Annotated in this window: 21 protein-coding genes and 1 pseudogene; 11 read left to right on the top strand and 11 right to left on the bottom strand. The window is 62.2% G+C overall.

The genetic code is table 11. The annotated features are described in order from the left end of the window. The first annotated feature begins 9 nt into the window (after positions 1-9). Together SB753_RS25705 and ilvD are read left to right on the top strand one after the other, a co-directional pair. Positions 10-1,308 carry an MFS transporter gene (locus SB753_RS25705; protein WP_410802502.1) on the top strand — a complete coding sequence of 433 codons (1,299 nt, stop codon included), beginning with the start codon at positions 10-12 and terminating at the stop codon, positions 1,306-1,308. 342 nt (positions 1,309-1,650) lie between these two features. Next, entirely contained in the window at positions 1,651-3,510 is a 1,860-nt protein-coding gene (ilvD, locus tag SB753_RS25700; RefSeq protein WP_410802500.1) for a dihydroxy-acid dehydratase, read from the top strand. Positions 3,511-3,595: 85 nt separating this feature from the next. On the opposite strand, the gene SB753_RS25695 is transcribed toward ilvD, so the two are convergent. The 3 genes from SB753_RS25695 to garL form a co-directional block, all read right to left on the bottom strand. Then, positions 3,596-5,509, bottom strand: a complete 1,914-nt coding sequence (locus tag SB753_RS25695) for a glycoside hydrolase family 28 protein (RefSeq protein WP_410802554.1) — start codon at positions 5,507-5,509, stop codon at positions 3,596-3,598. A gap of 306 nt (positions 5,510-5,815) precedes the next feature. Further along, positions 5,816-6,727: a 2-hydroxy-3-oxopropionate reductase gene (locus SB753_RS25690; RefSeq protein WP_410802552.1), complete on the bottom strand. Its 912-nt coding sequence runs from the start codon at positions 6,725-6,727 to the stop codon at positions 5,816-5,818. Positions 6,728-6,773: 46 nt separating this feature from the next. Continuing rightward, a complete protein-coding gene (gene garL, locus SB753_RS25685) occupies positions 6,774-7,580 on the bottom strand; it encodes a 2-dehydro-3-deoxyglucarate aldolase (protein WP_204523440.1) in 807 nt (268 codons plus the stop codon). Between the two features lie 222 nt (positions 7,581-7,802). On the opposite strand from garL, the gene SB753_RS25680 reads away from it, so the two are divergent. Continuing rightward, entirely contained in the window at positions 7,803-9,410 is a 1,608-nt protein-coding gene (locus SB753_RS25680; RefSeq protein WP_410802498.1) for an aldehyde dehydrogenase (NADP(+)), read from the top strand. Between the two features lie 128 nt (positions 9,411-9,538). Here SB753_RS25680 and SB753_RS25675 read toward each other — a convergent pair whose 3' ends face one another. The 3 genes from SB753_RS25675 to kdgD form a co-directional block, all read right to left on the bottom strand. Continuing rightward, positions 9,539-10,282, bottom strand: coding sequence for a FadR/GntR family transcriptional regulator (locus SB753_RS25675; RefSeq protein ID WP_020070333.1), 744 nt, complete (start codon positions 10,280-10,282; stop codon positions 9,539-9,541). A 163-nt stretch (positions 10,283-10,445) separates the two neighbouring features. Beyond that, on the bottom strand, positions 10,446-11,795 hold the full coding sequence (locus SB753_RS25670; protein WP_131317600.1) for an MFS transporter: 1,350 nt from the start codon (positions 11,793-11,795) through the stop codon (positions 10,446-10,448). Between the two features lie 183 nt (positions 11,796-11,978). Further along, entirely contained in the window at positions 11,979-12,896 is a 918-nt protein-coding gene (kdgD, locus tag SB753_RS25665) for a 5-dehydro-4-deoxyglucarate dehydratase (protein WP_410802496.1), read from the bottom strand. 233 nt (positions 12,897-13,129) lie between these two features. Here kdgD and garD point away from each other — a divergent pair, with 233 nt between their 5' ends. The 7 genes from garD to SB753_RS25630 all read left to right on the top strand — a co-directional run bounded on the left by garD (position 13,130) and on the right by SB753_RS25630 (position 21,547). After that, entirely contained in the window at positions 13,130-14,719 is a 1,590-nt protein-coding gene (gene garD / locus SB753_RS25660; RefSeq protein ID WP_087754490.1) for a galactarate dehydratase, read from the top strand. 125 nt (positions 14,720-14,844) lie between these two features. Beyond that, on the top strand, positions 14,845-15,687 hold the full coding sequence (locus SB753_RS25655) for an NAD-dependent epimerase/dehydratase family protein (RefSeq protein WP_410802494.1): 843 nt from the start codon (positions 14,845-14,847) through the stop codon (positions 15,685-15,687). Beyond that, the gene (locus tag SB753_RS25650) at positions 15,684-16,637 is read left to right on the top strand and encodes an SMP-30/gluconolactonase/LRE family protein (RefSeq protein WP_410802493.1); all 954 of its coding nucleotides are present in this window, start codon (positions 15,684-15,686) and stop codon (positions 16,635-16,637) included. The genes SB753_RS25655 and SB753_RS25650 overlap by 4 nt, the downstream gene beginning before the upstream one ends. A 648-nt stretch (positions 16,638-17,285) precedes the next feature. Beyond that, complete coding sequence (locus SB753_RS25645) at positions 17,286-18,278, top strand: TRAP transporter substrate-binding protein (RefSeq protein ID WP_131317591.1); 993 nt, start codon at positions 17,286-17,288, stop codon at positions 18,276-18,278. Positions 18,279-18,431: 153 nt separating this feature from the next. After that, the gene (locus SB753_RS25640) at positions 18,432-18,902 is read left to right on the top strand and encodes a TRAP transporter small permease (protein ID WP_020070341.1); all 471 of its coding nucleotides are present in this window, start codon (positions 18,432-18,434) and stop codon (positions 18,900-18,902) included. A 7-nt stretch (positions 18,903-18,909) separates the two neighbouring features. Next, positions 18,910-20,262 (top strand): TRAP transporter large permease, encoded by a 1,353-nt coding sequence (locus SB753_RS25635; RefSeq protein WP_020070342.1) that lies wholly within the window; start codon positions 18,910-18,912, stop codon positions 20,260-20,262. Positions 20,263-20,341: 79 nt separating this feature from the next. After that, complete coding sequence (locus tag SB753_RS25630; protein ID WP_020070343.1) at positions 20,342-21,547, top strand: porin; 1,206 nt, start codon at positions 20,342-20,344, stop codon at positions 21,545-21,547. A gap of 110 nt (positions 21,548-21,657) precedes the next feature. Here SB753_RS25630 and SB753_RS25625 read toward each other — a convergent pair. The 3 genes and pseudogenes from SB753_RS25625 to SB753_RS25615 all read right to left on the bottom strand — a co-directional run. After that, a pseudogene (locus SB753_RS25625) lies at positions 21,658-21,858 on the bottom strand (4-oxalocrotonate tautomerase); the annotation flags it as partial. 115 nt (positions 21,859-21,973) lie between these two features. Then, positions 21,974-22,750 carry a class II aldolase/adducin family protein gene (locus SB753_RS25620; RefSeq protein WP_410802491.1) on the bottom strand — a complete coding sequence of 259 codons (777 nt, stop codon included), beginning with the start codon at positions 22,748-22,750 and terminating at the stop codon, positions 21,974-21,976. Positions 22,751-22,804: 54 nt separating this feature from the next. Continuing rightward, positions 22,805-23,701 (bottom strand): urea transporter, encoded by an 897-nt coding sequence (locus SB753_RS25615; RefSeq protein WP_410802489.1) that lies wholly within the window; start codon positions 23,699-23,701, stop codon positions 22,805-22,807. 214 nt (positions 23,702-23,915) lie between these two features. Between SB753_RS25615 and SB753_RS25610 the strand changes: the two genes are divergently transcribed. Then, entirely contained in the window at positions 23,916-24,470 is a 555-nt protein-coding gene (locus SB753_RS25610) for a putative glycolipid-binding domain-containing protein (protein ID WP_027804992.1), read from the top strand. Here SB753_RS25610 and SB753_RS25605 read toward each other — a convergent pair. Both SB753_RS25605 and SB753_RS25600 read right to left on the bottom strand, forming a co-directional pair. Beyond that, the gene (locus tag SB753_RS25605) at positions 24,445-25,389 is read right to left on the bottom strand and encodes an alpha/beta fold hydrolase (RefSeq protein ID WP_410802487.1); all 945 of its coding nucleotides are present in this window, start codon (positions 25,387-25,389) and stop codon (positions 24,445-24,447) included. The genes SB753_RS25610 and SB753_RS25605 overlap by 26 nt on opposite strands. Continuing rightward, on the bottom strand, positions 25,386-26,267 hold the full coding sequence (locus tag SB753_RS25600) for a metal-dependent hydrolase (protein ID WP_410802485.1): 882 nt from the start codon (positions 26,265-26,267) through the stop codon (positions 25,386-25,388). The genes SB753_RS25605 and SB753_RS25600 overlap by 4 nt, the downstream gene beginning before the upstream one ends. Positions 26,268-26,310 lie beyond the last annotated feature (43 nt).

Genomic DNA, 26,310 nt, shown 5'->3' with positions numbered 1-26,310 from the left:
GACGCAGCAATGAAGATCAAGGGCATCCGTTGGTGGATGGTCAGTCTGGTCGCGGCCGGGCTCATCATCAACTATCTCGCGCGCAATACGCTGTCGGTGGCCGCGCCGACGTTGATGAAAGATCTGCACATCACGACCGAGCAATACGCTCACGTGGTCGTCGCGTGGCAGCTTTGCTATGCATTCATGCAGCCGGTCGCGGGTTTCCTGCTCGATACGGTCGGCACCAAAATCGGTTTCGCCGCGTTCGCGCTGGCGTGGTCCCTCGCCTGCGCGGCGGCGGCGTGGTCGACCGGATGGCGCAGCCTCGCGTTTTTCCGCGGCCTGCTCGGCATTGCCGAAGCGGCTGGCATTCCGGCCGGCGTGAAGGCCACCAGCGAGTGGTTCCCGGCAAAGGAGCGCTCGGTTGCGATCGGCTGGTTCAACATCGGTTCGTCGATCGGTGCGTTGCTGGCGCCGCCGCTCGTGGTGTGGGCGCTGCTGCACGGCCAGTGGCAACTGGCGTTCGTGATCGTCGGTGTAGCGGGCATTATCTGGAGCGTCGTGTGGATGGTGCTGTACAAGCATCCGCGCAATCAGAAACTGCTCGGCGACGGGGAGCGCGACTATATCCTCAGCGGCCAGGAAGCGAAGCACAGCGACGCGGGCGCTCCCAAGCGCAGCTGGTCGGCCATGCTGCGCAGCCGCGACTTCTGGGCGATCGGCATTCCGCGCATTCTGTCGGAACCGGCATGGCAGACATTCAACGCGTGGATTCCGCTGTACATGATGACCGAGCGTCACATGAATCTGAAGGAAATCGCGCTGTATGCATGGATGCCGTTTCTCGCAGCGGATATTGGCTGCGTGCTCGGCGGCTATCTGAGCCCGCTGTTTCATAAGTACGCGAAAGTCTCGCTGTTCACGTCGCGCAAAATGGTGTTCGTGGTCGGCGCGCTGTGCATGATCGGACCGGCGTGCGTGGGCCTTGTCGCGAGTCCGTACGTGGCGGTTGCGCTGCTGTGCGTCGGCGGCTTCGCGCACCAAACGTTGTCCGGCGCGCTGTATGCGATCACGTCCGACATGTTCGGCAAGAACGAAGTGGCTACCGCAACGGGCATGGGCGGCATGGCCGGTTATCTCGGCGCTGCGGCGTTCACCGCGTTGTTCGGTGTCCTCGTCACGCAGGTCGGCTACAGTCCGCTCTTCGTCGTGCTGGCCGTGTCCGACATTATCGCGGCCGCCGTGGTGTGTCTGCTCGCGAAAAGCGCGGACAGGACGGCAGAGCCGCGTTGGTCCCAGCCTGGCGCTGCGGTCACCGCGAAGTAAGTGGCGATAAGTAAGTGGCGGTAAGTAAGCGGCGACAAGTCCGCGGCGTTAAATAAGCGGCGACAAGTCGGCCACGAGCGGGCGCGACGTTCGAGCCTCAGTAGCAACGCAAAGCGGCGCCTTCGTGCGCCGCTTTTCTTTATGAACCGCCTTTCCCGCATCACGGCGATTTTCAATGCGATGACCGTCAGGCCGCGCGCGGGAGCCGCACGCAGCCGGGGCCTGTGGGATAATCGTCAGCTTTGCCCGGGGCGCGGCTCAAAAGGTTGTTCGCACGGGCGCTCGAGGGGCCTCCACTCCCTTGGCCCGCTTCTTTCAAGCGATATTCATTCAACCACCACGATGCCCGCATACCGTTCCAAAACCTCCACCGCCGGTCGCAACATGGCTGGAGCGCGCTCCTTGTGGCGCGCCACCGGCATGAAAGACGAAGACTTCTCGAAGCCGATTATTGCGGTGGTCAATTCGTTCACCCAGTTCGTGCCCGGACACGTGCACCTGAAAGACCTCGGCCAGCTCGTCGCACGCGAGATCGAGGCTGCAGGCGGCGTAGCCAAGGAATTCAACACCATCGCCGTCGATGACGGCATTGCGATGGGCCACGACGGCATGCTGTATTCGCTGCCGAGCCGCGACATCATCGCGGATTCGGTCGAATACATGGTCAATGCGCACTGCGCCGACGCGATGGTGTGCATCTCGAACTGCGACAAGATCACGCCCGGCATGCTGATGGCCGCCATGCGCCTGAACATTCCCGTGATCTTCGTGTCGGGCGGCCCGATGGAAGCCGGCAAGACGCGCCTCGCCAATCCGAAGACCGGCACGATCGAATTCAAGAAGCTCGACCTCGTGGACGCGATGGTGATTGCCGCCGACAAAGCGTATTCCGATGCCGATGTGGCCGAAGTCGAACGCTCCGCCTGCCCGACCTGCGGCTCGTGCTCAGGTATGTTCACGGCTAACTCGATGAACTGCCTGACCGAGGCGCTCGGCTTGTCGTTGCCCGGCAACGGCACCGTGGTCGCGACACACGCGGACCGCGAGCAGCTCTTCAAGCGCGCCGGCCGCCGCATCGTGGAACTGGCCCGCCAGTACTACGAGCAGGAAGAGGCGAGCGTGCTGCCCCGTGCGGTCGGCTTCAAGGCGTTCGAAAACTCCATGACGCTCGATATCGCGATGGGCGGTTCCACCAACACGATCTTGCACCTGCTGGCAATCGCGCGCGAAGCCGAGATCGACTTCACGATGACGGACATCGACCGTCTGTCGCGCATCGTGCCGCAGCTGTGCAAGGTGGCGCCCAATACGAACAAGTACCACATCGAGGACGTGCACCGCGCAGGCGGCATCATGGCGATTCTCGGCGAGCTGGACCGCGCCGACAAGCTGCACACGGACGTGCCCACGGTGCACGCGCCCACGCTGAAAGACGCGCTGGATCAGTGGGATATTGTGCGCACCGAGGACGAGGCCGTCAGGACCTTCTACATGGCGGGCCCGGCCGGCGTTCCGACGCAGGTGGCATTCAGCCAGAACACGCGCTGGCCCAGTCTCGATCTCGACCGCGCCGAAGGTTGCATCCGCTCTTACGAGCACGCGTTCTCGAAGGAAGGCGGCCTTGCGGTGCTGACGGGCAACATCGCGCTCGACGGCTGCGTGGTGAAGACCGCCGGCGTCGACGAAAGTATTCTGGTGTTCGAGGGCACGGCTCACGTCACCGAATCGCAGGACGAAGCGGTGGAAAATATTCTCGCGGGCAAGGTCAAGGCGGGCGACGTGATGATCGTGCGCTACGAAGGTCCGAAGGGCGGCCCGGGCATGCAGGAAATGCTTTATCCGACGAGCTATATCAAGTCGCAGGGTTTGGGCAAAGCGTGCGCGCTGCTGACAGACGGCCGCTTCTCCGGCGGCACTTCGGGCCTGTCGATCGGCCATTGCTCGCCGGAAGCGGCAGCAGGCGGCGCGATTGGCCTCGTGCGCGATGGCGACAAGATCCGCATCGATATTCCGAACCGTACGATCAACGTGCTGTTGTCGGACGCCGAACTGGCAAGCCGCCGCGACGAGCAGAACGCGAAGGGCTGGAAGCCCGCCAAGCCGCGTCCGCGCAAGGTATCGGCGGCGCTGAAGGCCTACGCGAAGCTGGTCATGTCGGCCGACAAAGGCGCAGTGCGCGACCTGTCGTTGCTGGAAGACTGATTGCGATAGCGGCCGCGGCCGGTTTTCGTTTCGCAAAAAAACCGCTCATCAGAGCGGTTTTTTTTAAGCCCGCCGCGTTTGCCCTCTAACGCAGGTCAGTCACATTCGTGTTGTACGTCGTCGAGCCGATGACGACGTTCTTCAACGTGATGCCGTTGACGTTGTACGCATAGATCGGCCCGGGCGTGGTCGACGTGGCCGGCCCCGCGCAAACCGCCGTGCCCAGGTTGCAGTTCGAGATGGTGACGCCTGTGATCGGCGGGATCGTCGGCGCGGGCGTGGGTCCGTTGTAGTCGAACGCAACCGGACCTTGTGCGACGATCGCCTGGAAGCACGAACCGGTGACGCCGCCGGAGGTCACGTTGCTCGCCTGCACATTCGATATGTTCACGTTCTGCACGACGGCAGGCCGAGTCCGAATCGCGTCGTTGGCGGGCTGGTAATCGCAGTCGAATGTGATGAGACCGCCTTGGGCCGCTGACGGATTCGCCGCGCTCGCGGTGACCACGCCGAGCGGCACCGTGCCGTTGATCGGGCTGCCCGCGAGCAGCGCGCTGCCGTAGCCGCCGCCTTTCAATGCGACGCCGTTGGGCAGCGTCACCTTGTCGACATAGAAGTTTTTCACGAAGCCGCCGCGATTCATGTTCGTCTTGATGCGGATCGCGATGTTCAGCGGATTGGTCGCCCAGTTCTGGTTCAACATTTGCAGATTGCGTGCGTAAATGTTCTGAACGCCGCCGCCCATTTCGCTGCCGAGCGTAATGCCGCCGTGACCGCTATTCATCGTGCAGTTCTGGATGACATGGTTCTGCGCGGGACCGTATTGCGTGTCGAGATCCTTGCCCGACTTGATCGCGATGCAGTCGTCGCCCGTATTGAACGTGACGTTGTCGCAGAGTACGTTATTGCACGCGTCCGGATCGAAGCCGTCGTTATTCGGGCCGATACTGTTGGTCGTGACGCCGCGAATCACCACGTTCTTGCAAGCGGTCGGATGATGCTGCCAGAACGGCGTGTTATTGGTGCAATAGTTCTCCATCAACACGTTCGTGCAGCCGATAAACTCGACCATGCACGGGTGCAGATAGTGGCCGATGCCGAAGATGCGCTTCGCAATCGGAACGCCGGCTTCCGAGAGAGCGGGCAAGTAGTTCTGATCCTGTTGCCATGGCGTCGTCGGGCTCGTCAGCTGTGCGTAGAGCGCGTCGGAAATGCCTGGTGCGGCGGTCCGGAGATCCACATTGTTCGGATTCCGATATACCTGGGAAGGCGTCGACGAGCTTACGCAACCGTAGGCGCCATTCGAACCCTTGAATGTCCACCAGCATGTGGCAGTGTTGCCCGAACCGGAGAAGGGCGTCATGGCCTGGCCGTTCAGAACCGAGGTTGCATCTTCGCCGGTCAACGCGATGTTGGTCTGATTGCGGGCGTACACCGGTGAGCCGTAGTTCAGGCAATCATTGGCCTGCCAGCGGCTGTAAAAGAGTTTGCCGTTCGCACCGCAGTCTACCGGGCCGTCCTTCGCATAGTCCGCCGGATTTGGGCTGAAATAGATCGTGCAATTCGCGCTCAGGTGAAAGTTGACGTTGCTGAGCAGCACGATCGGCCCGGCGCAATACCAGGTACCGGAGGGCACCACGACGCGTCCGCCGCCAGCCGCGTTGCAGGCCTGAATCGCAGCGAGAAACGCGGGCCGCGAGTCGAATGACGACGGCGCGTGAGTCTGGTTCGAGCCGGGGCTCGCGGGGGAAGAAGAACCCGTGTACGGATTGGTCGCGGCGACAACGGCGCAAGGCTGTGCGCCGTATTGTGTGACGACGAAGTCGCGCGACGGGAACATGGACTGCGTGACGCCGGCGAGCGACGCGATGATTTGCGTCGCCGCGCCGGCACTGCCCCAGATCGGATCTTCCGGTGTCAAGCCCGAACTGCCCGAGCCGCCGCATGCGGACAGGCCGCCGACGAGCGTTGCGCCCGCCGAGGTCCCGGCGAACACCATGAAAGCCCGGCGCCCCGGCGAAGCAGGGTCGGCGCGACCGGAGTTTGCCGATGTCGCCCCTTTGCTGCCGCTTTTATATTGAGTTGCCACGAATGTCTCCATGCCCTTGAGGGCGTTGTAAATAGTCGTCGATGCTCGAAAGTACGCGGTTCATCTCGACCGCTTTAATTCCATCAGTCATCCTTAATAAATGAAAGAAACGAAGGGATTTTGTCTGCTTGCGATGAGTTGAAACGCAATACGCGCCGCTTTGCCCGTTCGTCGGATTGAACGGAGAAAGCGGCGCGACCGGATGCGCGTGGCGGGTCAGATTGTTTGCTGGCCGATCTCGTGATTGGCGAGCACTTCGAGCGCGCGCACCATCGCGGAGTGGTCCCACGCCTTGCCGCCGTGCGCGACGCATGCGTTGAAAAGTGCCTGACAGGTAGCCGTATTCGGCAACGAGACACCGAGTGTCTGCGCGGTCTGAAGCGCGAGATTCAAATCTTTCTGATGCAGTTCGATGCGGAAGCCGGGGTCGAACGTGCGTTTGGTCATACGCTCGCCGTGCACTTCGAGAATGCGCGACGACGCGAAGCCGCCCATCAGGGCTTCTCGCACGCGAGCCGGGTCCACGCCGGCTTTCGACGCGAGGAGCAGCGCCTCGCCGACTGCCTCGATAGTGGCCGCCACGATCACCTGATTGGCGACTTTGCATACCTGTCCGGCGCCGACCGCGCCGATTAGCGTGACGTTTTTGCCCATCATGTCGAACAACGGCTTCACGCTGTCGAAGGTGTTCTGCTCGCCGCCCACCATGATGGTGAGCGAACCCGCCTTCGCGCCGACTTCGCCACCCGACACCGGAGCGTCGAGATAGTCCGCGCCGGTTTCACGTACGCGAGCGGCGAAGTCGCGGGTGGCCATCGGCGAAATCGAACTCATGTCGACCACTGTCTGCCCGGCGCGCAAGCCGCTCGCCAGCCCGTTTTCGCCGAACAGCACGCGCTCGACGTCCGGCGTGTCCGGCACCATGATGAAGATCACGTCCGCCTGTGCGGCGACGGCGGCGGGGCTGTCGCAAGCCTGCGCGCCGGCTTGGGTGAGATCGTCGGGCACGCCGCTGCGCGTGAAGGCAGCGAGCGTGACGCCGTTCTTGAGAAGATTGGCAGCCATGGGCTTGCCCATGATGCCGAGTCCGATAAAGCCTGCTTTTTGCATGGAATGCTCCGGAGATATCAAGGCGGCCACGCCTGTGCCGGGTACGGTGCGCTTAGCGCCCGGTTCAGCTTTGGCCCGCCGGTTTCTGTATGAAGTGTTGGTGGACCGTCTGCGCCGCGTTCCTCAAGAGCCCGAGGTCGGCGCAGACGGCGATGATGCGGCAGCCCATGTCACGATAACGCTCCGCGTCGGCTTGCACCGGTGCAAGAATGCCGCTCGGCTTGCCGGCGGCCTGCGCGCGCTCGAACACATGCGCGATCGCCTGCTGCACGTCGGGATGTCCGGCGTTGCCCAGGTGCCCGTATCCCGCGGCGAGGTCCGACGGCCCGACGAAAACGCCGTCGACTCCGTCCACGGCCAGAATCTCGTCGATGGCCTCTACCGCTTGGCGGCTCTCGATTTGCACGATCACGCAGACGTTGTCGTTGGCAATGTCAAAATAGTCGGGTACCGTCGCATAGCGGTTGCCGCGGTGACCTACCGAAACGCCGCGAATGCCCTGTGGCGGATAGCGGGTGGCAGCGACCGCGCGCGCTGCGTCGTCGGCGCTATCGACGAACGGCACGAGGAAGTTGGAAAAACCGCTGTCGAGCAGCCGCTTGATAACGACGCTGTCGTTGCCGGGCGGGCGCACCACCGGCGCGCTGCGGCTGTCCTTCAGCGCCATCAGTTGCGGAATCAGCGTGAGGACGTCGTTGGGTGCATGCTCGGCGTCGAGCAGCATCCAGTCGAATCCGATCACGCCGAGCAACTCCGTGACGATCGGGCTGGCGAGCGAGGCCCAGCAGCCAATCAGGGTTTCGCCTCCGCGTACCGCCTGGCGGAAACTATTGGGAAGGGACTGATAAGGCTGGCAGGGCGCGGCTGGCATGAACGTTTTCCTCGAACGGCAATGGATCGGGCTAGTTCCGACGATGGCTGACCGCATGTTATAGGTCGTCGTATATCTATTTCAGATTAGCACCCGAGGAAGGCGTTGTAACGGGCACGTTAACCCGAATCCATGCCGAGGCAGGGCGGTTCCGGTTGCACAGGAACGCTGCTGTGTTGTAGGATGACTTATATCTTTAGCATTCAATCCAGAGGAAGAGACATGTCCAGTTCCAGCGAAGTCATCGGTCGGATCACCGGCGAAATGCTGATCGGCCGTCAATCGGTGCGCGGCGCCGAAGAGGCGCTGCACGCATTCAATCCCGCCACCGGTTCGGACATCGCCGAGCCGGTTTTCGGCAGCGGCACGGCTCGCGACGTCGGCCTTGCGTGCGAACTGGCGCAGAAAGCGTTCGATCCGTACCGCCAACTGCCGCTCGCAGTGCGCGCGGAATTCCTCGAGCGCATCGCCGACGGCATCACTGCGCTTGGCGATGCGCTCGTCGAGCGTGCGCAGCAGGAGTCGGGCTTGCCGAAAGCGCGCCTCGAAGGCGAGCGCGGCCGCACGACCGGGCAGTTGAAGCTGTTTGCGCAATTCGTTCGCTCGGGCCAGTGGCTCGACGCGACGCTCGACTCGCCGCTGCCTGAGCGCAAGCCGCTGCCGCGTTCCGACCTGCGCATGCAGAAAATTGCGATCGGCCCGGTCGCCGTGTTCGGCGCAAGCAACTTCCCGCTCGCGTTCTCGGTGGCGGGCGGCGATACGGCTGCGGCGCTCGCGGCCGGTTGCCCGGTGGTGGTGAAGGCACATCGTGCCCACCTCGGCACGTCGGAAATGGTGGGCCGCGTGATTCAACGCGTCGCACGGGAAATGGATTTGCCCGAAGGCGTGTTCTCGCTGATCGTCGGTGCAGGCAATTCGGTCGGTGAGGCGCTGGTCGCGCATCCGGCGATCAAGGCGGTCGGCTTCACCGGTTCGCGCGCGGGCGGCCTGGCGCTGATGCGCGTCGCGGCGGCGCGTCCCGAGCCGATTCCGGTCTTTGCGGAAATGAGCAGCATCAACCCGGTTTTCCTGCTGCCGAACGCGCTCACGCAGCGCACCGAGAACATCGCTCGCGGTTTCGTGGATTCGCTGGTGCTCGGCGCCGGCCAGTTCTGTACCAACCCGGGCCTTGCAATCGCTGTCGACAGCGACGCGCTGAAGAACTTCGTCGCCGTGGCGTCCGAGGCGCTGGGCGGCAAGCCCGCGCAGACCATGCTTACATCGGGCATCCATTCGGCGTACACGCAAGGCGAAAGCAAACTGGCCGGTATTCCGGGCGTGGAGACGGTGGCGCGCGGCGTCGACGCGACGGGGCCGAACCAGGCGCGCGCGGCATTGTTCGTGACGGACGCCAAAACGTTCCTCGCCACGCCGGCGCTGGAAGACGAGGTGTTCGGACCGGCATCGACGATCGTGCGCTGCAAGGACGAAAACGAACTGCTGCAGGTTGCCGAGCACTTTGCAGGCCAGTTGACCGCGACGATCCAGATGGACAGCGCCGACGTACCCGCAGCCAGAAAGCTCGTGCCGATTCTCGAGCGCAAGGCGGGCCGGCTTCTGGTCAACGGCTATCCGACCGGTGTCGAAGTGTGTCACGCGATGGTTCACGGCGGCCCGTTCCCGGCTACGTCCGATAGCCGCGCGACTTCGGTCGGCACGACCGCGATCGAGCGTTTCCTGCGTCCGGTCTGCTATCAGGATTTCCCGGCCGACCTGCTGCCGCAGGCGCTGGCAGACGACAATCCGCTCGACCTGTGGCGCCGCCGCGATGGCGAGATCACGCGCAGCTGATCGTTGCGATCGAACTGCGGCTGAAACGAAAAATGGCCGGGGAGGCGACTCCCCGGCCATTTTTTTGCGATTTGCCGTGTACTTGCCGTGCATTCGCCGTGAGAAACGGCGAGGTGCTCAGCGACCCGTCAACTATGGCTTTCTGAAATTTCGTTCGCGCGGCGAAGCCGTTCGCGGCTGTTGGACAGATGCATGCGCATGGCCGCGCGCGCACCTTCGGCGTCGTGACGGCTGATCGCCTCGAGGATGCTCTCGTGCTCCAGGTTGACGAGCGACAGGTACGCGTCCGGCTCCGCGCGCGCAATGCCCGCCGAGTCGAGCCGGTTGCGCGGAATCAGCGCGCTGCCCATTTGCGTGAGGATGTCCACGAAATAGCGGTTGCCGGTAGCGCGCGCCACCGAGATATGGAACTGCAAATCGGCATCGACACTGTCGCGTCCGTTGTGGCGCGTCGCCTCGATCGCGTCAAGGGCGGCGCGCATGCGGGCGACGTCTTCCGGCTTCGCGCGTTGAGCGGCGAGGCCCGCACATTCCGTTTCGAGGCTGATGCGCAGTTCGAGAATCGACAGCACGTCGCGCAGCGTGGTGGCCGGCACCATGTCGATGCCGAGCTTTTCGCGCTGCGGTTCGAGCACGAAGCTGCCGATGCCGTGACGCGTCTCAATGATCTTGCCCGCCTGCAGGCGCGAAATCGCTTCGCGGATAACCGTGCGGCTCACGCTCAGCGTGACCATGAGTTGCGATTCTGTCGGCAGCTTGTCGCCGGGCTTTAGGGCGTTTGACGCGATCTGCTCGGTGACGTAATTGACGACGAGCTCGGCGAGATTACGAGCGCGTCGTGGCGGTGCCGCGGATGCCAGTGGTGTAGCCATCGAAAACGCCCCTTGAATCAGGTAGTTGCAGAGACTTCGTGCGATCCATTATACCGTCGTCTGACGACTGATTATAGAAAGGCCGGATCATTTAGCGCCGTGCCGCGGCGGGTAAGCGGCGGCGCGCGGTACGGCGCTGCCGGGCGGCGACCCGGCGCGGCGCTTAGCGCGGGCGCAATTCCACGCGCTTGATGTCCTTCACGATCACGAGGTAGCTGAACACCGTGAGCAGCGCATTTGCGCCGACAAAAACCAGCGCGCCATTGAACGAGCCACTCTTCGCCACGAGATAGCCGATCACAATCGGCGTGACGATGCCGGCCACGTTACCGAACATGTTGAAGATCGCGCCGGACAGACCGAGCGCTTCCTTCGGCGATGTATCGGCGACCACCGCCCAGCCGAGCGCGCCGATGCCCTTGCCGAAGAACGCGAGCGACATCAGCGCGACGACCACCCAGTCGGTGGAAACGTAGTTGCAGCCGATGATCGACACCGACAGCAGCATGCCGCCGACAATCGGCACCTTGCGCGCGACGGTCAGCGAATGGCCGCGCCGGATCAGCGAATCGGACAGGATGCCGCCGAGCACGCCGCCCGAGAATCCGCAGATCGCGGGCAGCGACGCTACGAGGCCCGCTTGCAGGATCGTCATGCCGCGCGCCTGCACGAGGTAGATCGGAAACCACGTCAGGAAGAAGTACGTCAGCACGTTGATGCAGTACTGCGCAAGATAGACGCCGACGAGCATCCGGTTGCTCAGCAATTGACGCACGAGGGACCAGCCGCCCGCCTTCTCGACGTTTTCACGACGCGCGTTATGTTGGCCGCTCACCACGCCGCCGCCCTGTTCGATGTACTCGAGTTCCGCAGCGGAGACGCCCGGGTGGTCGGCGGGATGCTTCATCACCTTGAGCCAGGTGAGGGCGAGCAGTAAGCCGGCGACGCCCATCACCACGTAGACCATGTGCCAGCCGAACGCGTGCGTGAGCCAGGCCATCAACGGTGTAAATACGACTGCCGCGAAGTACTGAGCCGAGTTGAATATCGCCGATGCCGTGCCGCGTTCCTTGGTGGGAAACCAGCTTGCCACCACCTTGGCGTTAGCGGGAAAGGCGGGCGATTCCGCCGCGCCCATCGCGAAACGCAACAGGAAGAGACCGGTGACCGCGGCCGCCGCACTGCCGAGCAGGCCGATCGAGCTTTGCAGCAGCGTGAAGAGCGACCAGAAGAAAATGCTCGCGGCATACACGCGCCGCGCGCCGAAGCGGTCGAGCAGCCAGCCGGCCGGCAATTGTGAAAGCACGTACGCCCAACTGAACGCGGAGAAGATGTAGCCCATCCGGATTGCGTCGAAACCGAACTCGGCGCGCATTGCCGAGCCAGTGACCGACAGCGTCGCGCGGTCCGCGTAGTTGAACGTGGTGATTACAAAGATAAGCAGCAGGATTGCGTAGCGGACTTTCGTGCGCTTCGCAACGTTCGCGGAACTTGCCGTGCGGCTCAGGTCCATGGTCATCTCCTTAGTTCTTATGCAAGGGAGCGGGCATCCGGCCTTGACGGCGCGGCGGCTCCCAAACGCATTTGCAAAAAACGCCCGGCGACGGTGTTGTCCCCGGGCGCTGTTGCGCTGCCGCTTGTGCGGCGCTTGTTTCCTGACCGGCGCGAAATCCACGCGCCGGTCAGGCGCGCAGCATTACTGCGGGCCGAGCGTCTTGATGAGCGTGTCGAGTTGCGCCATTTCTTCTTCGGTCAGATCGGTCAGCGGTGCGCGCACCGGGCCGGCGCTATGGCCAACCAGCTTTGCACCTGCCTTGACGATGCTGACCGCGTAGCCGGCGCGGCGGTTGCGGATCTTCAGGTACGGCAGGAAGAACTCGTCGATCAGCTTGCCGACGGTTGCGTGGTCGTCCGCGGCGATAGCGCGGTAGAAGTCCATCGCCGTCTTCGGAATGAAGTTGAATACTGCCGACGAGTACACCGGAACGCCCAGCGCCTTGTATGCCGCGGCGTAGACTTCCGCGGTCGGCAGGCCGCCGAGGTACGAGAAACGGTCGCCCAGACGGCGGCGGATCGTTACCATGTTTTCGATCTCACCCACGCCGTCCTTGAAACCGATCAGGTTCGGGCAGCGCTCCGCGAGGCCTTCGAGCATGTCGGCGTTGAGCTTGGAATTCGCGCGGTTGTAGATGATCACGCCCATGTTCGGCACGGACTTGCAGACCTCTTCGGCGTGCGCGGCGATACCTTCCTGACAGGCTTCCGTCAAATAATGCGGCATCAGAAGGATGCCGTTCGCGCCATGGCGCTCGGCTTCCTTCGCGTACGCAATCGCGACGCGCGTCGGGCCGCCTGCGCCGGCCAGAATGGGTACCTTGCCCTTGCACACTTCAGTCGCGGTACGCACCACGTTCGAGTAGTCGTCATGCGTGAGCGAGAAGAACTCGCCCGTGCCGCCCGCCACGAACAATGCCGACGCGCCATACGGAGCCAGCCATTCCAGGCGCTCGGCGTAAGTGTCGGCGCGGAAATCGCCCTTTTCGTCAAAGTCGGTGACAGGGAAGGAGAGGAGGCCTTGCGAGACGATCTGCTTGAGTTCCTGCGGTGTAGTCATGATGTATGTATCCGGGCGTCGCTAAAGGTTGAGATCGGTTGAACCGTCGATCGATAGAAATGAAGATTTCTTATACGTCATCGTACAACAACAATTCGGCTAACTCAACGGAGTTTTCGCGGCATAATGCTGGTCATAGGGTAAATACGGAACATGCGGACAAACATGTATGTTGTAGGATGACGTATGAATTGCTGCCGCAGAAGGCGTAAATCGCCATAAGGATCGATGCAATGGAACTCTCACCCCTCTACATTCGCGTTCACCCCAATGACAATGTCGCGATCGTCGTCAACGACGGCGGCCTGGGCGAGGGCGCGGTTTTTCCCGACGGCCTCGTGCTGCGCGAGCGCGTCCCGCAAGGTCACAAGGTCGCGCTTGCGGATCTGGCCGAAGGCGACGAAGTCATCCGCTATAACGTGGTGATCGGCTATGCGCTCAAAGCGCTGCCCAAGGGAAGCTGGATCAACGAACACGTGATCCGCATGCCGAGCCCGCCGGGGCTCGAAGACCTGCCGATCGCCACCATCAAGGCGCCGGAAATGCCGCCGCTCGAGGGCTACACGTTCGAGGGCTACCGGAACGCCGACGGCTCGGTGGGCTCGCGCAACATCCTGGCGATCACCACGACCGTGCAGTGCGTCGCCGACGTCGTCGAGCACGCGGTTGTGCGCATCAAGTCCGAACTGCTGCCGAAATATCCGAATGTCGACGACGTGGTGGGTCTCGGCCACACCTATGGCTGCGGCGTGGCGATCGACGCGCCGGACGCAATGGTGCCGATCCGCACGGTCCGCAATATCGCGCTTAATCCGAACTTCGGCGGTGAGGTGATGATGGTGAGCCTCGGTTGCGAGAAGTTGCAGCCGGAGCGTTTGATGCCGCCGGGCACGATCCCCATCGCCGCGGCGCAGAACCCGAGCGAAATCGCGGATATCGGCGATCTCGGCGCCGACGAGAACGGAGACGTTGTCGTGCTGCAGGACGAAGCGCACGTCGGCTTTCAGTCGATGGTCGAGTCGATCATGAGAACGGCCGAAGGTCACCTGAAGCGCCTGAACAACCGGCGTCGCGAAACCTGCCCGGCGGCCGATCTGGTCGTGGGCGTGCAGTGCGGCGGCAGCGACGCGTTCTCCGGTCTCACTGCGAATCCGGCCGTCGGCTTCGCGACTGACCTGCTGGTGCGCGCCGGCGCCACGGTGATGTTCTCCGAAGTCACCGAAGTACGCGACGGCGTCGATCAGCTGACGGCGCGCGCGGCGAACGCGGACGTCGCTCAGGCGATCATTCGCGAGATGCAGTGGTACGACGATTATCTGAAGCGCGGCGGCGCCGACCGCAGCGCGAACACCACGCCGGGCAACAAGAAGGGCGGCCTCTCCAACATCGTCGAAAAGGCGATGGGCTCGATCATCAAATCGGGTAACTCGCCGATTTCCGGCGTGTTGTCGCCGGGCGAGAAAGTGCGGCAGAAAGGCCTGATCTACGCGGCCACGCCGGCGAGCGACTTTATCTGCGGCACGCTTCAGCTTGCGGCCGGCATCAATCTGCACGTCTTCACGACTGGCCGCGGCACGCCGTATAGTCTCGCGGAAGTCCCCGTCATCAAGGTCGCGACGCGCTCGGATCTGGCGCGCCGCTGGCATGACCTGATGGACATCAACGCGGGCACGATTGCAACAGGCTCGGCAACGATCGAAGAGGTGGGCTGGGAGCTGTTCCGCTTCATGCTCGACGTTGCGAGCGGCCGCAAGAAGACCTGTGCGGAGAAGCTCAAGCTGCACAATGCGCTGGCGCTCTTCAATCCGGCGCCGGTGACCTGACCGCCGGATTTAGCGGGCCGCGATTTCGCGGCTCGTTTTACATTGGGCTTGACGGCTCGTTGCATGACTGGCTCTATTCGCCTTTATTGCTTCACTGACAGTGGCTACTCATAAATACAAAAGACATGACTGACTCGAATTCTGACCGCGTGGCTGCACAAAAACCTTTCCGACGCCTTCTGCTCACCGGTGCCGCCGGCAATCTCGGCACGCAATTGCGCGGCGCACTCGCGGCGTGGGCCGACGTCGTGCGCGTAACCGACATCGCGCCGCTCGGCGAAGTGGCTGACCACGAAGAAGCGGCGATCGTCGACCTCGCAGACGAAGCCGCGGTTCACGCGCTGCTCGAAGGCGTGGATGCGGTGATCCATCTCGGCGGCATCTCCGTCGAGGCGCCTTTCGAAGATCTGCTCGAAGCGAATATTCGCGGACTCTACAACCTGTATTCGGCTGCGCAGAAACAGGGTGTGAAGCGCGTCGTGTACGCGAGCTCGAATCACGCGGTGGGTTTTCACCCAGTGACCGAAGTAGTGGATATCGACGCGCCGTTGCGTCCCGACAGTCTGTACGGCGTGACCAAATGCTTCGGCGAATCGCTGTCGCGCTATTACTTCGACCGCTTCGGCCTGGAGACGGTGTGTCTGCGGATCGGCTCGTCGTTCGAGCAACCGAAGAACCCGCGCATGCTCGTCACGTATCTGAGCTATCGCGACTTCATCGAGCTGGTGCGCTGTTCGCTGTTCACCAATCGCGTCGGCCATGCGATCGTGTACGGCGTCTCGGACAATCGCACGAAGTGGGTCGATAACACGAAGGCGGCGTTCCTCGGCTTTCGTCCGCAAGACAGTTCGGTCCAGTTCGAACATCTCTTCCCGGTCGCGGCTCCGACCGCCGATCTCGACGATCCTACGCAACGCTTCCAGGGCGGCGCATTCGTCCTGGCCGGACCGATGGAGCCAAAGCGATGAGCGCGGCGACCAATCCGCGCGTCGAGCGAGTCGAGGCGGTGGGGCAGGCGCCGGCTCTCGTCGGCGAAAGTCCGGTCTGGCGTGTTGCCGAACAGGCGCTTTACTGGGTGGACATTCCAGCGCAAAAAATCGTGCGCCTCGTGGTGGAGACGGGCGAGCGCTCTGAATGGCTGTTGCCGGAGAAGGTCGCGTGCATCGCGTTCGACCGTCGCGACACGGTACTCGCAGGCTGCGAGACTGCCTTGTTTGCGGTGACCTTGAGCGGAAGTTCGACCGATGCCACGGCGCAAGCCGTGCGCACTAGCGAGCCCGTCGAGGTAACAGGACGCAAGCTCGCCGCGCCCGTCTTCCCCTGTGGCGACATGCGTTTCAACGACGGCCGCTGCGACCGGCAAGGCCGCTTCTGGGCCGGCACGATGGTGCAGGACATGTCTTTGGCCAATCCAGCCGGTGCGCTCTACCGGTTCGACGCGCAGGGCGTGCTCTCGGCGCCGGTTGTCGACGGACTCATTACGCAAAACGGTCTGGGCTGGTCGCCGGATGGCAAGACCATGTATCTGTCAGACTCGCATCCGCTGCGCAGGCAGATATGGGCTTTCGACTACGAAGTCGAAACGGGTGAGCCGAAGAACCGCCGCGTCTTCGCGGATCTGAACCACTATGTTGGCCGGCCCGATGGCGCCGCTGTGGATGCCGACGGCTGCTACTGGATCTGCGCGAACGACGCGGGCGCATTGCTGCGCTTCACGCCGCAAGGCAAACTCGACCGGCAGATTGCCGTGCCTGCAATCAAGCCGGCCATGTGCGCGTTCGGCGGCCGCGATCTCGACACGCTTTTCGTCACGTCGATTCGTCCGGGCGCGGGCGCGAGCGAACATGATGGCCATCTCTTCGCGGTACGTCCCGGCGTGAGCGGCTTGCCTGAGCCCGAATTCGCCGGCGATCTCTAAGTCGCTGCGCACTGTTCTTGCGTAGGGCGCTGGCCTGGTAGCCCGGTCGGCGCCCACTCTTCGCAACGATTAAATTCATCACTCGTCATACGACATTGTCGTGCGGACGCGACGTTTTTCGGTTATTCCGAATAATGTCCGTCGTTCTGCGTGCGTTCTCCACTTATTCGCGCAATCGGGCGCACCGCCTCGCCGGGGCTCGCCCGTGGCCGGTTCAGGTCATCCCTGTCGAACTGTTGTTTCCTCGGGTAAATACCGTCTGTACAACTCAAACTGCGTTTTATAGACTTCATATGTCGTCGTACAACGTATAAGCGCAAACAGACAGCTTTCTGCGCTTTTCGAGATTGCAACGCGATGAATGGCGGCTTTGGCGCGCGCAATCGCTCGCGTGAAAGTGCGCCGACGCAGCAGAAGTACAAGAAGTCGAGTTGTCCGACAGGAGTGCTGATCATTGTGCCGGGGACGTTGCGCAAACAGCACGGCAAAGCATCTGCCACCTTAGGAGACCGGCGAGCGCCGCACCGGGAGACCCAGCCAAACCATGTCACATCCGGGACCGTCCGTTTGCAGCCGGCCGTTCGCGTTTGGCCAGCCGTCAGCAGCCCTTCGCATCGATTGGGTGTCTATTTTTCAAGGAATGTCATGATGAACAAGAAGTTCGCCTCTTCCCGTGTTTCGTTGATTGTCGCCGCATCGGTGCTGGCCTTTGGCGCCATGTCGGCGCAAGCGCGCGTGTTCCGCGTGTCGGACGTGCACGGCGACACTTACCCGACCAATATGGCCGTGAAGTACATGGGTGAGCAGATCAAGACGGCAACCGGCGGCAAGGATTCCGTGAAGGTGTTCGGCAACAGCGCACTTGGTTCGGAGAACGACACAATCGATCAGGTGCGCATCGGCGCACTCGACATGGCGCGTGCAAACGGTGCGGCATTCAACGAAATCGTGCCGGAATCGATGATTCCGTCGCTGCCGTTCCTGTTCCGCGACATCGACCATTTCCGCAAGGTGATGTACGGCCCGGAAGGCCAGAAGATCCTGGACGCCTTCAAGGCAAAGGGCATGATCGCGCTGACTTTCTATGAAAGCGGTGCCCGTTCCATCTACACGAAAAAGCCGATCCGCACGCCGGCCGACATGAAGGGTTTGAAAGTGCGCGTGCAGCCGTCCGATCTGATGGTCGACGAAATCAGGGCAATGGGTGGTACGCCGACGCCGATGCCGTTTGCCGAAGTCTATACGGGTCTGAAGACCGGCCTCGTCGACGCAGCGGAAAACAACCTGCCTTCTTACGAAGAGACGAAGCACTTCGAAGTCGCGCCGGTCTATTCGGAAACCCAGCATTCCATGACGCCGGAAGTTCTCGTCTTCTCGAAGAAGGTGTGGGACACGTTGTCGCCGCAGGAGCAGGAAATCATCAAGAAGGCCGCGGCCGACTCGGTGCCTTACTACCAGAAGCTGTGGACCGCGCGTGAAAGCGACGCAAGCAAGACGGTGACGAAGGGCGGCGCGCAGATCGTTGCGTCGTCGCAGATCGACCGCGCGGCTTTCGTCAAGGTGATGCAGCCGGTTTGGGCGAAGTACGAGAAGACGCCGCAAATGAAGCAGCTCGTGGACGAGATCCAGGCAATCAAGTAACGCTCGCATCGCGCTTTCGCGACAGCGGAAAAGCCTTGCAGAAGTACTGCGAGGCTTTCCGCTGTCTGCGCGATTGCGCAACGGGTGACGGAAAGTAGCACGACTAACGAGTAAAAACGGTCCGTCGTAGGCAAGAATGGGGTCAAGAGATTCATGAAACGCCCAAACGATTTTATCTTTCGCGCGCTCGCTGTTATCGCCTCGCTCAGCCTCGCAGGGCTGAGTCTGCTGGTGATCTACAGCGTCGTCATGCGCTACGTGTTTAGCGACGCTCCCGATTTCGTCGAGCCCATCGCACTGTTGCTGGTAATCGTGATCGCGATGTTCGGCGCAGCGCTGAAGGTCCGCGAAGGCGGCCATATCGGGCTCGATTCGCTGGTGAAGAGTCTGCCGGAGAAAGGTCAGCTCGCCGCGCACACGTTCCAGCATCTGTGTCTCATCGCGCTCGCCGTGGCGATCTTCTTCGGCTCGCTGCAAATGGCCGAGACCACGCTGCACGACAAGATTCCAATTCTCGGTTTGCCCGAAGCGCTCCGCTACGTGATCCCGGTCATTGCGAGCGTCTGCATCGCGTTGTTCTCATTCGAGAACCTTCTGACGCTTTTCGCAAAGAAACACAAATAGAACAATCATGGAACTTGCACTCCTCTCTATTAGCTTTATCGTCTTTCTGGTGCTCGGCGTTCCTGTTTCGTTCGCGCTGGGGCTGTCGTGTGTGCTCACGTATCTGTATGAAGGGCTGCCGGCCGCCACCGCGATGCAGTCGATGATCTCGGGGATGAACGCGTTTTCGTTCCTTGCAGTGCCGTTCTTCATCTTCTCGGGCGAACTGATGTTGCACGGGGGCATCGCCGACCGCATTCTGCGTTTCGCGCAGGCAACGGTCGGCCATTTCCGCGGCGGCCTCGGCATGGCGAACGTCGTCGCATGTACGCTGTTCGGCGGCGTCTCGGGTTCGCCCACGGCAGACACGTCGGCAATGGGCGGCGTCGTGATTCCGCTGATGAAGCGCGAGGGTTACAGCGCCGCTTATGCAGTCAACGTCACGACGCATTCGTCGCTCGCGGGCGCGCTGATGCCGACGTCGACGAACATGATCATCTACGCATTTGCGGCACAGGGCATTACCGGCACGCTGAACGGTGTGCCGATGAGCGGCGTGTCGATCGGCGATCTGCTGTTCTCGGGGCTGCTGCCCGTGTTGTGGGTGATGGGCTTCGTGCTGATCGCCGCGTACTGGCAAGCCGTACGCTACGGCTACCCGCGCCGTCCCGATGGCTCGACCGCACTGCAGCGTTTCCCGGGCTGGATGGCGGTCGCGCGGACCTTCCTCGGCGCATTGCCCGGCCTGATGGTGATCGCGATCATTCTGGTCTGCGTGGCGAAGGGCATTGCAACAGCGACGGAAGCCGCTGCTATTGCAGTGGCTTATTCGCTGGTGCTGACGGTCGTCGTGTATCGCTCGATGACGCTGAAGAAGCTCTCCTTCGCATTGTCCAAGGCCGCGAAGACCACAGGCGTCGTTCTGCTGCTGATCGGCGTATCGAACATGCTGCGCTACCAGATGGCATATCTGGAGATCCCCGATGCGATCGAGCACATGCTGGACGGCGCGACGAGCATTCCCTGGTTGATGCTGCTCTATATCAACATCATTCAGGTATTCCTCGGCACATTCGTGGACATGGCGGCGCACATTCTGATCACTACGCCGCTGTTCCTGCCGATGGCGATGCATAGCGGTGTCGGTCCCGTGCAGTTCGGCATCATGATCCTGTTGAACTGCGCATTGGGCCTCGTTCACCCGCCGATCGGCTCGGTGCAGTTCATTGGTTGCGCGATCGGCAATGTGTCGATTGGGGAAACTACCAAGGTGGCTTGGCCGTATTACCTCGCTATCTTCAGCGCCATCAATATTGTGACCTACGTGCCGATGTTCTCCACGTGGTTGCCGAGCGTGATAAACGGACACCCGGTTTTCTGACCTGAAATCCCCGATTCACCGGTTGCGCGGTTCAGACAATGACCGGTAGTCAAGAACAATTTTTTAAAGAGGAGCATAAATGAAAAAGGCACTAGCAACCTCCGCCCTTGGCCTGTTCGCCCTTGGCGCACACGCTCAGAGCAGCGTGACGTTGTACGGTATCGTCGACACGGGGATCGGCTACCAAAGCAGCTCGACGACGCTCGGCTCGACTTCGGGCGGCCGCTCGGTTGTCAAGATGAACAACGGCATCTGGGCGGGTAGCCGCTTCGGCCTGAAGGGTAGCGAGGATCTTGGCGGCGGCACGAAGGCCATTTTCCAGTTGGAGCAGGGCTTTAACAGCGCAACCGGTGCACAGAGCGTGAACGGCCTCGGCTTCAGCCGCCAGGCATGGATCGGTGTGACGAATCCCACGTACGGTACGCTGACGGCCGGCCGTCAGTACACGTCGTACTACACGCTGCTGTCGCCGTATAGCCCGACTACGTGGCTGACGGGCGCTTACGGCGCGCACCCGGGCGATCTCGATTCGCTGGATACGATCTATCGCGCGAATAACTCCCTCGTGTACACGTCGCCGAACATGTATGGTCTGACGGTAAGCGGTTCGTACTCGTTGGGCGGCGTGCCGGGCAGCTTCAACGCCGGCTCGACGTGGAGCGCCGCGGTGCAGTACCTGAACGGTCCGTTCGGTATCGCAGCAGGCTTCCAGCGCATCAACAACTCGACGCCTGGCGGCGGTCTGTGGGGCCCGGACTCGACTACGTCGAACAACGGCGCGACGACCGGCCCGGGTCTTTCCGGCATCACCAACGGTTACCGCACGGCGCAGGCTCAGCAGCGCGTTGCAGTCACCGGCGGCTACACGTTCAACTCGCAATGGGACGTGTCGTTCTCGTATTCGAACGTGCAATACATTCCGGGTGTGAACTCAGGTTTCCGTCATCAGGCGACGTTTAACACGGGTGGCGCAGTGGTGCACTTCAAGCCGATCGGTGCACTGGATCTGGCAGCCGGCTACAGCTACACGCGTGCGACGCAATCGAATGGCATCTCGAGCGCAGCTAGCTATAACCAGTTCAACCTGTCGCAGTACTACAGCCTCTCCAAGCGTACGGGTCTGTATGCGGTGGAAGCGTATCAGCGTGCGAACGGCCAGACGATCGGCAACAACGGCGTGAGCATCATCAACGCGACGGCCAATATCGGCGACGGTCAGAACAGCGCGCCGTCTTCGTCGCGCAGCCAGGTTGCAGGCGGCGTGGGCATCATTCACCGCTTCTAATGGCTCCAGGGTAGCGGCGGCGTGTTGTTACGCCGCCACAGCGGCGCATTTAATTCATGCGTCGCTGAGCAATAAAACCGCTGCGCGCACCACGCGCGCAGCGTTTCAATTCAGCTTCCGCTGTCGGACCACAAGCGTCCTCCTGTTGCCCAATTTTCGCGCTTCACGTCGGTGAGAATGATGTCGACCGAATTCGGCTCTACGCCGAGCGATTCGCAAGTCGCTTTCGTGATTGCTTCGACGAATTGGCGTTTCTGTTCCACCGAGCGGCCTTCGAACAGTTCGATACGAAACGTGGGCATGGTTCGGCTCCGTTGAGAATCTAATTGATATCACGCGCCGCATAAGCAATTGCGGTAGTCATTGCGCGGTATGGTCAGGGTAATTCAGGTACTAATCGTCCGGCAGTCGCCCGTCAGTTGCCCGTCAGTCGCGATAAGTCGGGTCTAGGCGGTCCAGCTTGCGCAGCAACACAGGCCATTCAAGTGTTCCTTCCACTGCGCCGCCGTCATAGAGTTGCTCGGCTGTGCGCGTGGCGACCGCGTCGTCAGGCACGACAAGCGGGGCGCCGCATGCTTGCGCCTGCAACTGGATCTCGCACGCCTTGAGCAACGTGGCCATCAGCACATACGCTTCGGCGACGGTGCGGCCCACGGTCAGCGGGCCGTGATTGCGCAGCAGCATGGCCGGCTTGTCCGCCAGATGCTCCACGAGGCGCCGGCTCTCCGCCGGCGCAAAGGCGAGGCCGTCATAGTCGTGATAAGCGAGCTGACGATAAAAGCGCAGCGCGTGTTGTGACGCGGGCAGCAAACCCGCAGGCTGTGCCGACACGGCCACGCCTGCCGTACTGTGCAAATGCATGACGCAGAACGCGTCTGCGCGCGCCGCATGCACGGCGGCGTGAATGGCGAAGCCGGTCACGTTCACCACATGTTCGCTGGCACCGACAATATTGCCGTCGATGTCAATTTTCACGAGATTCGACGCGCGCACCTCGTCGAATGCAAGACCGAATGGATTGATCAGAAAGTGGCCCGGCTCGTCCGGAACGCTCGCGGAGATGTGCGTGTAGATCAGGTCGTCCCAACCGTTGAGCGCGACGAGGCGATACGCGGCGGCCAGGTCGACGCGAGTTTGCTGCTCCGCTTGCGAAGTCGGCCCGGATTGCTCAATGCGGCCTGCGGGTGTGTGGATGAAAGACATACATCTCTCCTGAGGTTGTCTGGTATTCCCCGATCTTGCCTGACAGGCGGAGTCTCAGCGAACAGCACGCTGCCTCAGCCATTGCACGCTCCACGTTGCGGCGACGAAAGACGCGCTTAGCGCGGCGAAGCCGACGTGAGTCGCCGCCGCTTGCAAAACCACTGAGATCGCCACGCCGCCGAGCATCCACAAGACACCGCAATCGGTCAGCGCGAGTGCGGTAAGGGCGCCGTTGAATCCTAGCAGGCCTGCGTCGAACGAGCTCGCCCCCGCGCCCAGCAGAACATGCAGGCTGCTTGCGAGCGCCGCGCCCATCAACGCGTACAGCGCATGCCGTGCCGATGCCGCCGCGATCCCGAGCAACACGAATGCACCGGCCATTGCGCCCGAGGCGAAGCCGGTTTGCGCGAGACCGGCGAGCACGCCGCCGCCGAACTGCGCCGGGTCGAGCGTAGGCGTTGCTGCGAGACGCGCCGGCTCGGGGCCGCTTGCTGCGATCGGCATCCAGAGCCACGTGACGATCAGGCACGGGCTGGAGAAGTAGCTCAATTGGCGCGCGCGCAGCCATCGTGACCACGGTTCGTGAAGCCATGCCGTTCCCGTGGCTGCGAGAATGGCGACGGCGGCCGCCGTCGCATTGTCGGCGATGAAGCTGAACGCGGCGAGTCCCGCCAATGCGCCGTTAAAGCCGTACAGGCCAGCGCGCAGGTCGTCGTGGGAGTGAGCGGCCAGCATCGCGCTCACGTTGGCCGCGACTGCACCGATCAAGGCAGCACAGGCAAGGCGCGGGTCGCAAAGCATCCAGCCGGCAACGAGGCATGCCCCTGTGAATGCGTTTGCCTGGAGCACGATCTGCCCAAAGCTGCGCAGCAGGGTGCGCAAGGCGGCGGAATGCGCTTCGGTCGCGGCGGCATGCATGGTATCGGTCGATGAGCGTTCGGCGGCGCGCATCTGAAATCGAATCGCGCGCCGGCGGCGAACAGTTGCGAAACGCGAGGATAGGGCACTCGCGCGGCTGTGTGCATGCCCGCGCATTGATAGTGGCTATTTGCAAAGCATCCGCACGATGTGGCGGTAGGCACGCACATCGGCGAGCGCCTCGCGTTCGCGCTACGATATGAAGCGCGACGCGCTTGCTGCGCGTTTCATCATAGGAGGCGATCTGATGCGGGAAGTACGGTGGGCATCGCAAGAGGCCGAGGGAATCGAACACCTGTCGTTCGACGCACGCGACGACGGCTTCGAAGTGGAAAGCGTCGTGGTCGGGCAGCGCTACGGCAAGGCTTACGGGTTGCACTACAAAGTGCGCTGCGATGCGCAATGGCGCACGCGTTACGCATGGCTGAAGATCGTGGGCGGCGGAGAACTGGAACTGCACGGCGACGGCGAGGGCAACTGGCGCGATGGGCACGGCCTTCTGTTGAGCGCGATTGAAGGATGCATTGATATCGACATTGCCGCCACGCCGTTCACGAATACGTTGCCGATTCGCCGGCTGCAACTCACGCAAGGTGAGCGTCGACCTATACAGGTCGCGTACATTTCCACACCGGACTTGCAGGTCACGCGTGTCGAGCAGGCGTATTCGTGCATCGAATTGAATCGCGAGTACCGCTATGAAGGCATATTCCGCGACTTCACAGCGAATATGAAAGTCGACGACGACGGCCTTGTCATTGACTATCCGACGCTATTCACTCGCCTGCCGCGCGAGCGTTGAGCGCGACTGGGCCACCCGGCTCTGCCAGATGTCGCGCCACGAAGCGTTCTATGTGTGCCGCAACTAGTTGCGACTCGCGCAGCACCACCCAATGACCTGCGTCGAGTTCGACGCGGTCATAGGGTCCCAGCCAGGCTTCCTGGCCCACCGACAATTCGGGCCCGACATAGCGGTCATGCAACGGCACGATGAACTGAACGGGCACGTGCACGTGCACGTGGCGTGCGCGCGGATGCAGGAGCTTGTCGATGAAATTCGCGCGATAAAGGTTCAGTCCGTTGATCGCGTTACGCATCTGCGTTGGGTCACGCGACGCGTCAATGCGTTCCGTGATTCGTAGCCACAGCGGCCACATGCGCACTCCGCCCAGGCGCCAGACCAGTTCAGGCAGCCATGGCAAATGAAAAAAGAAGATGTACCAGGATCTGAGCAATTGACGAATGCTGAAGCGCGGCGATTGCTTCGCCATCCTAGGTTTTTCTTGAGGGTCACGCGTGCTGCGCAATGCGACCGAAGCGTAATCGAGGCACGGGCCTGAGATAGAGGTAAATGACCTGATGCGTCCTTTGAACTGCGGGTCGGTTACGGCTTCCCAGCTTTGAATCGAACCCCAGTCGTGGCCGACCAGATGGAAGGGCTGCTGGCCACAGGTGGCGTTCACGACTGCGCAGAGATCGGCGGCGAGTCGTTCAATACGGTATCCGTCGCGTGCGGCTGGCGCTTCCGATGCGCCGGCGCCGCGCACGTCGTAGCTTATGACGCGGTAGCGTGAGTCGAGTTGAGCGCGCACCCTTTCCCATACGGCGGCCGAGTCCGGATAGCCGTGCACCAGCACGATCGGCGGCGCGTCACGCGGGCCGCTCACGTAGGCCGCAAGCCGCACGTCGCCGGCATCCACCGGCAACGTGTCGGGTATCACGCGGCCGCCTGCGCGCCGCGCCGTGCCGCTCTACGCGAAATCGGGGCGGCCGCGTTGGAGGCGTCGACCGCCGCTACCAGGCCGTCGATCCGCGCGAGTTGCGCGCGATTGTCGTGATCCCACGGATGAAAGCCGGGCCTGAAAAAGCTCAGCCATTCAGCGGCTATACGGGGAAAGACGCCATGACGCGGGCCGTACAGATATTTCACGACGCGCCACATGCCGCGCAGATGACCGCCGCGTTTGCGGTCTGCAATCAGCAGACGGACATGAAAGTCGAACACGATCAGCCAGAAGGTGATGGTGGTGGCGAGCATAACGCCTGTACGTAACAGATAACGCCCGAGTCCAGGCTTGAGTACCGTATTCCACACGTCGTACGAAACGGCTTTGTGCTCGGTTTCTTCGAGCGCGTGCCACGTCCACATTTGCGCGTAACCGTCGACCGAACCTTCGATGCGTGACGCGTCCTCGAGCAGCAAGCCCGCGAGCATCGCCGTGTAATGTTCGAGGCACACGGTGACGGCCAATTGATACGAATGCGGCAGCACCTTGCGGCCGAAGTTGAGAATCGCCCACAGCCGTTTGTCGAGCTTATTTGCAGGCAAACCGGCTTGCTCCAGCAGATCGTTGTATTCGACGTGCTCGCGCGTATGCATCGCTTCCTGACCGATGAAACCGAGTACCTGCTTTTTCAGCACCGGGTCGTCAATCTGATCGCGATAGTTGCGCACGCTGTCCATGAAGAAGCGCTCGCCGGCGGGAAAGAGCAGCGAAAGCGCGTTGAAGAAGTGTGTCACATGCGAGCCTTGCGCGTGCCAGTCGCATGCACGGTCCTGCGGGAGGTTGAAGCGTAAGTCGCGGCGAACGGGCATCATGGCCTTTCTCCTCGTGATTCTATGAGCGTCTGGATGGTGCTGT

The organism is Paraburkholderia sp. SIMBA_053 (genome assembly GCF_046534895.1).
In the GTDB taxonomy this organism is placed as follows: domain Bacteria; phylum Pseudomonadota; class Gammaproteobacteria; order Burkholderiales; family Burkholderiaceae; genus Paraburkholderia; species Paraburkholderia caledonica.
This window is presented reverse-complemented; position numbering and strand designations above follow the sequence as displayed.

Excerpts from the sequence above, each read along its gene's own strand:
- SB753_RS25705 (WP_410802502.1), top strand. The coding sequence starts at position 10 with ATGAAGATCAAGGGCATCCGTTGGTGGATGGTCAGTCTGGTCGCGGCC.
- ilvD (WP_410802500.1), top strand. The coding sequence starts at position 1,651 with ATGCCCGCATACCGTTCCAAAACCTCCACCGCCGGTCGCAACATGGCT.
- SB753_RS25695 (WP_410802554.1), bottom strand. The coding sequence starts at position 5,509 with ATGGTGTTCGCCGGGACCTCGGCGGGCGCAACGCTCGTCGGCGGCCTG.
- garL (WP_204523440.1), bottom strand. The coding sequence starts at position 7,580 with ATGCCAGCCGCGCCCTGCCAGCCTTATCAGTCCCTTCCCAATAGTTTC.
- SB753_RS25680 (WP_410802498.1), top strand. The coding sequence starts at position 7,803 with ATGTCCAGTTCCAGCGAAGTCATCGGTCGGATCACCGGCGAAATGCTG.
- SB753_RS25675 (WP_020070333.1), bottom strand. The coding sequence starts at position 10,282 with ATGGCTACACCACTGGCATCCGCGGCACCGCCACGACGCGCTCGTAAT.
- SB753_RS25670 (WP_131317600.1), bottom strand. The coding sequence starts at position 11,795 with ATGGACCTGAGCCGCACGGCAAGTTCCGCGAACGTTGCGAAGCGCACG.
- kdgD (WP_410802496.1), bottom strand. The coding sequence starts at position 12,896 with ATGACTACACCGCAGGAACTCAAGCAGATCGTCTCGCAAGGCCTCCTC.
- garD (WP_087754490.1), top strand. The coding sequence starts at position 13,130 with ATGGAACTCTCACCCCTCTACATTCGCGTTCACCCCAATGACAATGTC.
- SB753_RS25655 (WP_410802494.1), top strand. The coding sequence starts at position 14,845 with ATGACTGACTCGAATTCTGACCGCGTGGCTGCACAAAAACCTTTCCGA.
- SB753_RS25650 (WP_410802493.1), top strand. The coding sequence starts at position 15,684 with ATGAGCGCGGCGACCAATCCGCGCGTCGAGCGAGTCGAGGCGGTGGGG.
- SB753_RS25645 (WP_131317591.1), top strand. The coding sequence starts at position 17,286 with ATGAACAAGAAGTTCGCCTCTTCCCGTGTTTCGTTGATTGTCGCCGCA.
- SB753_RS25640 (WP_020070341.1), top strand. The coding sequence starts at position 18,432 with ATGAAACGCCCAAACGATTTTATCTTTCGCGCGCTCGCTGTTATCGCC.
- SB753_RS25635 (WP_020070342.1), top strand. The coding sequence starts at position 18,910 with ATGGAACTTGCACTCCTCTCTATTAGCTTTATCGTCTTTCTGGTGCTC.
- SB753_RS25630 (WP_020070343.1), top strand. The coding sequence starts at position 20,342 with ATGAAAAAGGCACTAGCAACCTCCGCCCTTGGCCTGTTCGCCCTTGGC.
- SB753_RS25620 (WP_410802491.1), bottom strand. The coding sequence starts at position 22,750 with ATGTCTTTCATCCACACACCCGCAGGCCGCATTGAGCAATCCGGGCCG.
- SB753_RS25615 (WP_410802489.1), bottom strand. The coding sequence starts at position 23,701 with ATGCGCGCCGCCGAACGCTCATCGACCGATACCATGCATGCCGCCGCG.
- SB753_RS25610 (WP_027804992.1), top strand. The coding sequence starts at position 23,916 with ATGCGGGAAGTACGGTGGGCATCGCAAGAGGCCGAGGGAATCGAACAC.
- SB753_RS25600 (WP_410802485.1), bottom strand. The coding sequence starts at position 26,267 with ATGATGCCCGTTCGCCGCGACTTACGCTTCAACCTCCCGCAGGACCGT.